Source organism: Mucilaginibacter sp., from assembly GCF_964263795.1.
Classification (GTDB): domain Bacteria; phylum Bacteroidota; class Bacteroidia; order Sphingobacteriales; family Sphingobacteriaceae; genus Mucilaginibacter.
The window spans coordinates 55,511-67,634 of the sequence record NZ_CAXVWK010000121.1 but is presented as its reverse complement, the minus strand read 5'-3'; the positions used below and the strand labels follow the sequence as shown (position 1 = coordinate 67,634).

The following is a 12,124-nucleotide window of genomic DNA, read 5'->3' as shown; positions in this document are numbered from 1 at the left end:
CATAAACGCGCTGCTCCCATAGCGGCATTCTTATCATCATATACCACTACGTGGCTGTCCGGCCTGATACCCCAGCGGCCTAAAGTTGCTGTAAAGTCACTCAATGAGGGCAGCGGATGCCTGCCGCCAATTGCCGGGTCTTGCGGGTGCGATGCCAGGTCATCGTCTAATGTGGCAAAAATGGCGTTTGGCAAATGACCGGACAGGTAGCGCTGAAGCGCGTTTGCACCTGCACGTACATCTATTAAAATAGTTTCCGGGTCAAATATTTTAGGATCGGTAATTTCTATCAGTGGAGACATGATTGTTAGCGTTTAAAGGTAAGTGATCAGCGTTTAGTTTGAATTTTACTAAGCCAGGTATCGTAGTCATCATCTTTGTTGTTTCTATAAAATACGATGTCGTGTACCGTATAATACGTTAAGACCACAAAAACAAGGAGTGCCCCGGGGACGGTTATGAGCATGAACCAACCGGAAACAAACATCATGGACAACAAGTCTCCAATATCTACTCCACCAACCTGGCATGGGTTTACACCGGCTTCGTTCAATATGCAGCCATTAATGTCTGCAATGTAACCAGCTAAGCAAGCGAAAATTAGCGGTATTAAGCCGCCTAATATAACTATCAAGTAGTAAACCGGAATGAGTTTTAATTTTTTGCGGCTACTATAGAGTTTATGCGGCATACCGCAATATAATAACTAATCTTTAATCTGTTACCAATAACGCTTACTGCACCATCTTGTTAGCGCAGCAAGAACTTGCAAAAGCCTCGGGTTTGGCTTTAAACACAAAACCCATACTCAGGATGTAACCCATCGCGTCGTGCAGGGCCTGGTTGCTTTTAAACATTGGATTGGTATTGATATCCGCATGCACTTCCAGCTCTACATCATACAGATCAAGCAGGTCGCAAAGTTTGTAAGCGATGTCTATAGATTTCTGAACCTCGGTAAGCATCCGCTCTTTAATACTCATTTTTTGCGAGGTACGTTCCTGGTGGATGAACATAAAGGCACCACGCTGTTCGCGGATAAAAACGATAACGGTAGCAAAATCGGTAACTGAACCCTTTACCTGCGAATCGGTACCTATACAAACTTTTAATTTGTTCCCCAGGTTTATCTCCCGTTCGATGGCTGCCTCTACTTCTTCTAAGATGGGTGTTTGGATCACCTCGCCGCTAAATTTTCTCCAGGTCATAAAAATTGTTTTTGGTGAATTTTTTCTGACCTTTTTTATCGGTCTATAAAAATAAGCGATTAACTATTTCATAAACGTTAAAAGCCGGTAATTTATTTGTTAACATTTTACTGAATATTAACACGTTACGGCTGCTGGGGAATAAAAGTAAAAAACTGAAAGTTAATACGGCGGGCCTGGAGATGTACTGATCCTGGCGGCAGATTTATCATTATTTAACCTAAAATGAAATCCCATAAAAAAAGCCGTTTGCTGAAAAGCAAACGGCTTTTTTTATGGGAGCAGAAAATTATCTGCCTTTGTAATTTTTTGGTTTTTTAACCGGGAAGTATTGTTTGCCACCCGGGTTTATTTCAGGTGCACCAACCATGGTCATTGCACAACGGAAACCAACTTCGGCGCTGGCATCGTCCTGGTTCATAAAGCGGCGGGTTGCCGGGTTTAACCAGTAGGCCATATCGTTCCATGATCCGCCTTTGTAAACCTTTGAATGATCGCTCACCAATGATGTATTGCCATATAATACCGAATTTACGGTATCGCCGTAGCCGCGCATATCGGCTTTAAATGGTTTGCCGGCAATAGGGCTTGCAGGTGCAGTGCCTTGTGTAGCAGCTGCGCCCTGGCCTTGCTGCTGCGCAATCATTTCGCTGTATTTTAATTTTTTGTTGGTGGTAGCTGCATCCTTTATAGGGCGGCCATATTTATCCTTCGCGTATAAGCCTTTTGAAGCATCGGCAAGGCGCTTGTTGGTGTACTCATTACCGCGGAACGGGTTAAAGTCGTCAACATCTTCGAACGAGGTTTGACGATAGGTATCGGCCACCCATTCGTTAACGTTGCCGGCCATGTTGTATAAACCAAAATCATTCGGCGGGAAAGAACGTACCGGAGCGGTAATATCTGCTTTATCATTTAAGCCGCCACCAACACCGGCATTATCACCACCGCCACGTTTAAAGTTAGCTAAGATCAAACCACGGGTGCTTTTATTCGGCGAACGTACACCAAGGCCGTTCCAGGGATAAATTTTCCCATCATTAATGTTTTCGAACTGGGTATTGCCGGCAAGAGCCAAAGCGGCATATTCCCACTCAGCTTCTGATGGTAAGCGGTAGCCCGATTTAAGGACACCATCTTCTAAACGTACCGGCCTGCGTAGGCCACCTTTTCCATTAGCGGCGGTAGCGCCTGCACGTGCAGGGCTTAAATCTCTCGGCATCCTTTTACCATCAATGCCTGCGCCGGTGATCTGGCCATTCAGGTAAATATCGGTATTAAAAGGTGTAGTATTTTGAACTGCAGGTGCGCCCGCTTTAGATGCATCTTTCCAGGTAACCAACTGGCCGCCCTGGCGTAAAATATTTTCGTTGGTACGGTCGGTACGCCAGGTGCAATAGTCCTGTATCTGGTCCCAGGTTACACCTACAACAGGGTAATCCTGAAAAGCCGGGTGGCGCAGGTAATTATCTACGTAAGGCTCATTGTATGATAATGGTTTACGCCATACCAGGGTATCCGGTATAGCATTGTAATAATATTCTCTGTCATCCGGGAACGTGATCGCTATCCAGTGCAGGTAATCCAGCCAGTCCTGGTTAGATACTTCGGTTTCATCCATGTAAAACGATGGCACTGTAACCCTGCGGCGCACGTTGTTATACTCAAAACTTACATCCTGATCGGCACTGCCGCCAAGTACAAACGTACCACCCTCAATAGGGATAAGGCCCGGACCCGGGCTTGGGTGTGTTTGCCTGTAGCGCACGTATCCACCGTTTGTACGGTCGTTATATTTTAATCCTGTTTTTTGCGACTGCTGTGGCTTACTGCAGCTGCTTAGCAACGCCCCTAAACCCAACAGCACTAAAGCAGTATTAGTAAAAAGTACTTTCATATTTGCAAAATATATTGGAGGTAAATTTAAAAAAAAACATCAATAACAACGGCCTTATTTACACAGCTTAAATTATAAGAATATTTACCACAACTACTTAAACGTGCAATTTAAATATTGAGTTACAATAATTTGATGTGATAGCGGTTTATGCACAACCGAAATACGTTTTTTAACGTAAGCATATTTTTATTATTTTAAATATTAAGACTAAATTGCACGCAATGAAGTTTTTTACTGCAAAAAATCTTACGTTTTGTATTCTGTTTAGCGTCCCTGTATTTGCATTGGCCCAAACCAATACCAATGGCAGCGGTGCAAATGCAATTTCAACAGCGGTTCCGTTTTTAAATATTACACCCGATTCACGTTCGGGTGCTATGGGAGATGCAGGTGTGGCCACATCCCCGGATGTTAACGCCAATTACTGGAACCCGGCCAAACTGGCTTTCCTGGAAAATAACAACGATATATCTCTGTCATACAGCCCGTGGTTAAGGCACCTGGTGCCCGATGTAAGCCTGGCCTATTTAAGCTACGCCCATAAGTTAAGCGATCGCAATACGTTTGGTGCATCTTTGCGCTATTTCAACCTCGGGTCAATTCAACTGATCGATCAAAACCAGGTAGACCAGGGTACTTATAAACCAAGCGAATTTTCTTTAGATGCATCTTTCGCACGTAAGTTCAGCCCAAACCTATCTTTGGCCTTAACCATGCGTTATATCTATTCTAATTTCTCTAACGGGGCATTTGTATCAGGTACCGGGCAGCAAAACCGGGCGGGCAGCGCCATAGCCGCAGGGGTATCGGTATTTTATAGCAAGCCTTACGGCGATAACAAGACATTTGCATTCGGCACCAATATATCAAATATTGGCTCCAAGATCAGCTATAGCGATGGCGGCAGTAAATACTTTTTGCCAACTAACCTGAAAATTGGTGTAGCCAATACCTGGGCTATTGACAGTACCAACCGCTTTACCGTTGCGTTTGACATTAACAAATTGCTGGTGCCAACGCCACCTATCCGCGATGCTGACGGTAATATCATTTCCGGGCATGATGATAATGTATCTGTTCCGGCAGCCTTCTTCAAATCTTTCGGTGATGCGCCGGGTGGCTTTAGCGAAGAACTGAAGGAATACTCGTTCTCTCCGGGAGTGGAGTATCTGTACAACAACCGGTTTGCTCTCCGCGCCGGATACTTTTACGAAAACCCCAACAAAGGCAACCGGCACTATGCCACTTTTGGGGTAGGGTTAAAGTACGATGTGTTTAATTTCGATTTTTCATACCTGGCAGCCAGCCAGCAAAACAGCCCTTTGGCTAATACCTTACGTTTCACGTTATCGGCCAGCTTTGGCGGTACTAACAATGCAGCTAAAGCAAGCGCACCCAATCAATAATGGCTAAAATTAAAGTAGGCTTCGGTTTCGATGTACACCAGTTGAAACAGAATCACCCCTTTGTATTAGGCGGTGTAAATTTAGAACATAACTCCGGCGCGTACGGACACTCGGACGCCGATGTACTACTACACGCCATATGCGATGCCCTTTTAGGTGCCGCAAACCTGAGGGATATTGGTTTCCACTTCTCTAATACGGATGACCGCTGGAAAGGTATCAGCAGCCTGGTGCTATTACAGCATGTGATTGCCCTGCTTGCCGAAAAGAACTGGCAGATTGGTAATATCGATGCTATGATTTGCCTGGAAGCACCCAAGATCAACCCGCATATCCCAACAATGCAGGCCAACATCGCCAAAGCTGCCGGCATAGATGCAGATGATATATCGATAAAGGCAACTACCAACGAAAAGCTCGGTTTTATTGGCCGCGAAGAAGGTGTGGTGGCTTATGCGGTTTGCCTGATAGAAAAAATTTAAGCTTCGGATGTGCAGATGTGCAGGTATTAAATAAATGAACTACTGCATTTACATGCCTAGTTCATTTATTTAATACCTGCACATTCCTAAATCTGTTATCTAATCATCACTGATCAGGTCATCTTTTTTAATGGTAGAGTTACCGGTACGTTTTAATACGCCCCAGCCGCTTAACTCACCTTTTAACGCCTTGCGTATTGATTTAAAAAGTATATAATACATTAACTGGCGCCAGATAAAGCGCTGCGGAATGATGTAAATGAGTTTTTTAAACGGTTCCTTTTCCATTTTAAAGGCGATCATCCCCACCAGGAAATCGATCATCACAAAGGCTACGTAGTAGGTAAGCATTTTCTCCGGCTTAGGCCCAAAAAGCCCTGCTATCATCATCAGATCGGCAAGAGGGGAGAACAGGGGCAATATGATCTGGAAGATGAGGATATTAGGCATACCTACCATCCCGAAGAACTTATATTTTTTGTTGAACAGCGCATCGCGGTTTTTCCAAAAGCTTTGTATCACACCAAAGCTCCAGCGGAAACGCTGTTTAAGCAGCATGTTCAGGCTTTCCGGCGCCTCGGTATAGGCAATGGCCTCGGCGCAATTACGGATGATGTAGCCCTGTTTTAAAATGCGCATCGTAAGATCGCAATCCTCGGCGAGTGTGTCGTAAGTAAATCCGCCCGCCCGAAAAATAGCCGCCTTGCGAAATGCTCCGATGGCCCCCGGCACAACCGTGATACTATTGATAAGATCGAATGCGCGGCGGTCCATATTTTGAGCGGTAATATACTCAATAGACTGCCAGCGGGTGATGATATTGGTTTCATTCAATACCTTAACAGTACCTGCAACCGCACCAATTTCCTCATCGGTAAAATAGGTCATCAGTTGGAACACAGCATCGTTTTTTAACTGCGTATCGGCATCTATACAAACCACAAAATCGTGATGGGCATGGCTGATACCAAAATTTAACGCCGACGCCTTGCCGCCATTAGGTTTAGTTAAAACCGTTACCAGCGGATGGTTGCGATAAGCGTTGTAGACAACGTTGTAAGTGCTATCCTTACTGCCGTCATCCACAAAAATGATCTCGAAATCGGGGTACTCTGTTTTTAAGAGGCTATCAATCGTTTTAGTGGCTGTAACTTCTTCGTTATAGGCCGGCACAATTATACTTACCGCAGGCATCTTAGGCTGGGCATCCAGCTTTATCTTTTTATTATCGCCAAACTGTTTTACAGCCAATATGCCGATGAGTATTATACGGCCTATTGCTAAAAATATAGCCGAAAGGAACAGGTAAAATATGAACTGATTACCAATGAAAAAACCTACCACTACTACATCGTAAAAACGGCCCCAAAATGTTTTGTCATCACTGGTGGGCAGGGGCATTAAATCGTCTTTGGTTTTACCCAAAATATCGGCAATGGTAGTAAACTGGTAACCGTGGCTTTTAAAGTAATGTATAATTTCCGGCAGTGCTTTAACCGTTTCTTCGCGCGTATCACCTCCTGCATCATGCAGCAGGATCATGGAGCCGGCCTCGCGCTGTTTGATTGCGCGGGCCACGATGCTATCAGCTGTAACGCCGGGTTGCCAGTCCCACGGGTCAATCGATTCACCGATGGTAATGTAGCGCTGCTTGCGGCTTTCTGCTACCGGGATTACCTCTTGAAGAGTTTGCGGCTCGGCATCAGCGTTAAACGGTGGTCGGAACAGGATGGTGCTCCGGCCGGTAACCGATTCTATTAGCTTACGGGTTGCATTCAGTTCCAGCTTAACGCGCTCCAGGCTTATGGTTGATATATCCGGGTGCAGATAGGTATGGTTACCAATTTCATAACCCTCGTCATAAATACGGCGCAGCAGCGGGATGTTCTTTTCTACCATTGAGCCGACAACAAAGAATGAGGCTGGCACTTTTTCCTTTTTCAGGATATCGAGGATGCGGGGCGTAAATTCCGGATCGGGGCCATCATCAAAAGTTAAAACCACCTTGCCTTTGTTGTACCCGTACCTGCGTATAACATACTTGGTAGGCAGTTCGATATATTTTTGGTTAGTAATAGTGTAATTGGTAGTATCCAGGCTAACGTTTATCTGACCGGTTTTCGGCACGGTAATCAGGTCAAGCACCTCGCCACCGTCGCCGGTGTAATCTATTTTGTTGTTAAGCCCCACACTGGTAAGGCGCTTGATATCTACGCCCGTTTTTCGTAACGAATCGATAGAAAGGTTTTTTTGAAAATAAGTCCACAATCTTGGGTCTTCGGCACCCAAACGCCATAACGACACCCCGCCGGTAGCCCAGTCATCGGCCATTCGGATCACGTTGAAGTTTGTGGCAGCATCAGCAAAATAAACAATGTGGTTAAAGCCATCATTGCCCGTGTAATTGTAATTTAAATTGGCAGATCCCGGATCGTACTTTATTGTAGCTTTTTTTTGCTGCGCCATACTGATAGCACCTGCGTAACCTACTGGTACCCCGAGGCTGTTCTCCGGCCAGTCGAAACCGCCGGCAGCAAATGTGAGGATCACCTTTTCGCTGGGTATAGTGGTACAAATTTCATCCAGTATCTCTTCAACCCAATGCTGGTTAGATACGTCGCCCGAGTTGCTGGTATCGGTATGCTGATCGATCGCCATTACGAACAGGAAATCGTTAATGTGCTGCAGGCGCTTCAGATCGTACTCCTCATCCCGCGGGATAACATTCTGCGTAACCAGTAAACCCTTCGTATGGAAATTGGCGAACAACTCATTCTGGAACGCAATCATCTCTTTGCTGTTGCGATCTTTCAGGTCGTCGATATCAACATTTATCCCGTTGAATTTATATTGAATTAGCTTATCTGCCAGGCTATTTATAAATGCTGTACGCAGCTTTTTACTTTTAAAAATGCGCTCTACATCCTTTCTGTCGTAACCGCCGTGGATGTTATCATAATTAACATAGTTGGACAGCGTAACTAAAACTTGCTTTTTATATTTTTTATTAAGGTTGATAAGCCCGGTATCTATAGATACTTTCAAAATATCGGAATTGGGCGAAAAAGAGAACCCTTCGGTAACAACCATATCCAGGTGTGGCATGTAAGCCGCAAGCGAATTGTATGCCTGTGCTTCCCAGGCTTTGTAAAATGCCGCATTAATACGATTGGAGTTGTTGGGGTGTTTAAGCTGATGCAAGCGGCGTGCGCGTGCCAGTTGTTGTATCTCAGCTTTTTCAATCCGGAAATCTTTATATTTTTTTGACTTTTTTAACGCGTCAAGTTCTTCTTTCGAGATCTTTTTAGGTGCGGGGTCAAGATTAGGCAGTTCGGGGTATTCGCTTGATGTAACCGTAATTGCAGCAGCAATTGCGCCTACAACTAAAATAATGATGATTACACGGCTAAGCCATTTAAAGCGGTTCCACCTGCCGGGGTTATCAGCCTGAAAGACCTGTTTAGACATGAAGGGGTGATTAAGCGATTTAAGTTGTTGACGATAAAATTAGCAAAATCAGCGGCTTTGCTTATCAGGTGCAATGGTCGTAAAATCGACACCGCATTTACAATTACTGCCGCAGCTTTTCTGAGCAAAGATGCTTTTGTAAATTATACGGCCCACGTAATAAACCGCTGCAATAAATATAACGATGATAAGAATTGCCTGTATGTTCATGCTGCAAAATTAATACATTATATAATACGTACAGACAATTAAAATAGTATATGGTTTACTGATGCATAAATGCAACAGTACCGCCAACCCAGTCAAAATCTTTATTATATCTAACGCCTATCATTTTACCCCTGCTTAGCCGGGCCAGGTTAATGGCAAGGGTGGGTTTTGCATCACCATCGGGCCAAAGATACAGCAAACGTATCTCTACCTTTACGCCGCCATCGGGTGCCTGCAGCACAGGTTCGTAATTTACCTTTTCCTGTAAGATCCAGTTCTCGGGGTCTTTAATATTTTCGATATCGCCGTCCGTAATATCAATGATAACGCCCTGCCCGGCAAAACTAAATAAGGGTTTCAGTACGTAATCCTGCAGGTTTTGCGGAATTTCTTTTAATTCGTGCAAAAACTGTGTTTTTGGGATATAGTCGCCTTTAAGAAAAGGCATGGTGAATTTACTGATGCGGTAAAACCAGTTGGGATGCGCTATCCATTCCACATCGAGCGGCTGCCGGATATCAACCACCTTGTTAAAAATTTCCGGGTCGTTTTCAATTTCATCGAATATCAACCGGTTATAAATACGGCGGATGCGTTGCTTTTCGCCGCCGGCTGTCATATAAAAAAGCTGGTTGCCTTCCTGTATCAGATCGGCCAGGGAGACAACAGGTGTACCTATATAGCCTTCAGTAATGTAAAAATCAACGGCGGTTTTCTGCTTAGGGGCATCTACATCCATAATAACCACCTCTTTTGGATCAAACTGCCCAACAATGGTTTTTTTGAGCAGATCCAGATACCCGCTTTTGCTTAACCCGTTAAAAAATATGGTTTGATTACCATGGATATTAAATGTATGCCGGTAATTTTCTGCCAGATGCACCTGAAAGCCATATAATGATGGAAATCCCTGCATCTCGATAAGTTTGGGTACGATGTTGCCTGCCTGGTCTTTGCAAACTCCAAAATCAAGGGCAATAAAGTGGGAGTGGCCGTTCTCATTAGCTACCCGCCATTGATCGGGAATGGCGCGCTCCGTAAGTTCTTTAAAATCTGGTTGAAGTATAGCGGCCACTATATCATCGCCCGCCCTGATCAGTTTATCCCTAAAATCGTCGGTAAGGTATACCGGTGTTTCGGCAATACGAAATTCTATGGGGTCTTTGAGGCCGGTATTCAGATCTACCAAAAAATCAGCATACTTCTCTGCCGTAAAGTTTTCGTTATGGGTTTTTCTGGCTAATGGGTTCATCGTAATTTATTTTCTGTACGGATAGTTTTACAACCATCCATACAACTGAACATTCTTTCCTACGGCTTACTCCGTTACCTCTACGTGCTGATACTTCAGTATGGCTTCATTTAAAAAGTTAGGGATAATGGTGTTTTGCGTATGCATGATCTTGTCCGGGTCTTCCAACCGTTCAATCATTTCCTGGTACTTGGCTTCGCCATGTTCATTAATCACCTCATCCTTTTTATCTTCGCGCTGTAGCAGCAACTTCATGCCCACAGCATCCGCTTCCGGATGGAACTGTGTAGCTATAAAATACTTATTAAAACGAATAGCCATCATAGCCCTTGGCAAATCAACGTACGGGCGCTCTTTTTCTAACGCCAACACGGTCATACCTAACCGCCCTATCTTTTCCATATCCGGATTGATCACCTGCCAGCTGCGCGAATCAACGGTGTAGAAGGGCTCGTTAAGGCCATCGAACACCTGCTCGGTTTTGCCGTCGGCGGTCATGTGTACCGGTAATATACCGAACGACGGTGAACGCCTTAAACCGATCTCGCCCAGGCCATACCTGCGGCACATTAACTGGAAAGAGTGGCATACAAAAAACACGTGTTTTTTCTTCGGATCAGCGCTTTGATTATGAGCTTCCAGCTTATCTATCAGCTGAAAATATTTCTTTTCCCACTCCGTACCCTCACTATCCAGCGGACTACCCGGACCTCCGCTCGAGATGTAAGCATCAAATTCCAAACCGGGCACTTGTGCTTTTTTGCGAACGTCAAATACCTGGTAGCTTAAATTGAGGGCATGTTTAACCTTATAACGCTCCAGTATATCACGGAAACCCCGCATTCCCTCATTTGCAACGCCATCATACAGATCTAATATGGCAACTTTAATCTCACTCATAAGCCCACTCTAAATCACCCGGTAGGGAAGACTTTTATTTTTCTAATTATTAATATGTTCTTAAACCCTCCCTTCCGGGGAGGGTTTGGGTGGGGCTCTAAATCCCTTTCAGCGTTTGCGATGTGATATAGTCAACCACATCTGCAAAGTTATTATTTTGGTTGTAAACGGCCAGTTGCCTGTCGGCACCGGTGCCGTTCTCCAATATTTTGTGAACATACTGCAGGTCGTCGCGGCAGCCCAGGTCGTCTACCACGTCGTCAATAAAATCAAGCAGTTCCAGGATAAGGGCACGTGTGTTCACTTCCAGCTCTTTACCAAAATCTATCATCTTCCCGTCGATACCATAACGGGCAGCGCGCCATTTGTTCTCGTTGATCAACGCACGGTTATAGGTAATAAACTTCATGTTGCTTTGGCGCAGTTTGTACAGCTTGGCGCAGATGCATTGGAACAAAGCCACAAAGGTCATGGTTTCATCAACCAGCATCGGGCAATCGCATACGCGGAACTCGATGGTTTCAAAGAATGGGTGAACGCGCAGGTCCCACCAGATCTTTTTAGCATTATCAATACAATTAGTTTTTACCAGCAGCTTTACATAATTGTCGTAATCTTCAATGCTGGCAAAGTAATCTGGTATACCTGTTCTGGGGAATTTATCGAACACTTTGGTACGGAACGATTTGTAACCCGTATTTCTGCCTTCCCAAAATGGCGAGTTGGTGCTTAACGCGTAAACGTGCGGTAAAAAGTATCGTGCCTGGTTGGCAATATGGATAGCCATATCACGCGACTGGATGCCCACGTGTACATGGAGCCCAAAGATCAGGTTAGAGCGTGCCGCCTCCTGCAATTCATCCACTATCTCGAAATACCTCGGGTGGTCGGTGATCAACTGGTGTTGCCAGTGCGAAAAGGGGTGTGTACCTGCTGCACCAATGCGCAGGCCGATATCGCCGGCCAGTTGGGCCACGGTGGTGCGTAGCTTGCCTACTTCCTTGCGTGCTTCCTCGGTATTGCGGCAAATATGCGTACCTACCTCAACCACAGCCTGGTGCATTTCGGCCTTTACCTGGTCTTCATGGATCTTTTGGGCACTATCCACAATTTTCTGGTCGTGCGATTGCAGTTCCCTGGTTACAGGGTCAATCACCATAAACTCTTCTTCAACACCTAAGGTAAACTTGTTCATAATTGGTTAGGGGTTTGGGGTTGTTCTTCAAAAATATGTCATTTCGAACGAGGTACGAGGAGAAATCCTGTCAAAGATACAGGTGGTGAACTTTGCATCACAA

Annotated in this window: 11 protein-coding genes; 2 read left to right on the top strand and 9 right to left on the bottom strand. The window is 44.9% G+C overall.

What is annotated here, in order from left to right:
• The 4 genes from ACE5CV_RS19340 to ACE5CV_RS19325 form a co-directional block, all read right to left on the bottom strand.
• Nucleotides 1-302 (bottom strand): sulfurtransferase (locus ACE5CV_RS19340; RefSeq protein WP_374951849.1); only part of this gene is annotated, 302 nt, incomplete at its 3' end.
• A 26-nt stretch (nucleotides 303-328) separates the two neighbouring features.
• Nucleotides 329-691, bottom strand: coding sequence for a hypothetical protein (locus ACE5CV_RS19335; RefSeq protein ID WP_374951848.1), 363 nt, complete (start codon nucleotides 689-691; stop codon nucleotides 329-331).
• 43 nt (nucleotides 692-734) lie between these two features.
• Nucleotides 735-1,208: a ribonuclease H-like YkuK family protein gene (locus tag ACE5CV_RS19330; RefSeq protein ID WP_374951847.1), complete on the bottom strand. Its 474-nt coding sequence runs from the start codon at nucleotides 1,206-1,208 to the stop codon at nucleotides 735-737.
• Between the two features lie 289 nt (nucleotides 1,209-1,497).
• Nucleotides 1,498-3,105, bottom strand: coding sequence for an SUMF1/EgtB/PvdO family nonheme iron enzyme (locus ACE5CV_RS19325; protein WP_374951846.1), 1,608 nt, complete (start codon nucleotides 3,103-3,105; stop codon nucleotides 1,498-1,500).
• 224 nt (nucleotides 3,106-3,329) lie between these two features.
• Here ACE5CV_RS19325 and porV point away from each other — a divergent pair, with 224 nt between their 5' ends.
• Entirely contained in the window at nucleotides 3,330-4,514 is a 1,185-nt protein-coding gene (porV, locus tag ACE5CV_RS19320) for a type IX secretion system outer membrane channel protein PorV (protein ID WP_374951845.1), read from the top strand.
• Nucleotides 4,514-4,996, top strand: coding sequence for a 2-C-methyl-D-erythritol 2,4-cyclodiphosphate synthase (gene ispF / locus ACE5CV_RS19315; protein WP_374951844.1), 483 nt, complete (start codon nucleotides 4,514-4,516; stop codon nucleotides 4,994-4,996). Before porV ends, ispF begins: the two co-directional genes overlap by 1 nt.
• Before the next feature lie 99 nt (nucleotides 4,997-5,095).
• Here ispF and ACE5CV_RS19310 read toward each other — a convergent pair whose 3' ends face one another.
• The 5 genes from ACE5CV_RS19310 to ACE5CV_RS19290 form a co-directional block, all read right to left on the bottom strand.
• Complete coding sequence (locus ACE5CV_RS19310) at nucleotides 5,096-8,464, bottom strand: glycosyltransferase (RefSeq protein WP_374951843.1); 3,369 nt, start codon at nucleotides 8,462-8,464, stop codon at nucleotides 5,096-5,098.
• Between the two features lie 48 nt (nucleotides 8,465-8,512).
• Nucleotides 8,513-8,674, bottom strand: a complete 162-nt coding sequence (locus ACE5CV_RS19305; protein ID WP_374951842.1) for a FeoB-associated Cys-rich membrane protein — start codon at nucleotides 8,672-8,674, stop codon at nucleotides 8,513-8,515.
• A 55-nt stretch (nucleotides 8,675-8,729) separates the two neighbouring features.
• On the bottom strand, nucleotides 8,730-9,926 hold the full coding sequence (locus ACE5CV_RS19300) for a hypothetical protein (RefSeq protein WP_374951841.1): 1,197 nt from the start codon (nucleotides 9,924-9,926) through the stop codon (nucleotides 8,730-8,732).
• A gap of 66 nt (nucleotides 9,927-9,992) precedes the next feature.
• The gene (locus ACE5CV_RS19295; RefSeq protein ID WP_374951840.1) at nucleotides 9,993-10,826 is read right to left on the bottom strand and encodes a type 1 glutamine amidotransferase; all 834 of its coding nucleotides are present in this window, start codon (nucleotides 10,824-10,826) and stop codon (nucleotides 9,993-9,995) included.
• A gap of 97 nt (nucleotides 10,827-10,923) precedes the next feature.
• Nucleotides 10,924-12,021: a carboxylate-amine ligase gene (locus ACE5CV_RS19290; protein WP_374951839.1), complete on the bottom strand. Its 1,098-nt coding sequence runs from the start codon at nucleotides 12,019-12,021 to the stop codon at nucleotides 10,924-10,926.
• Nucleotides 12,022-12,124: the final 103 nt, after the last annotated feature.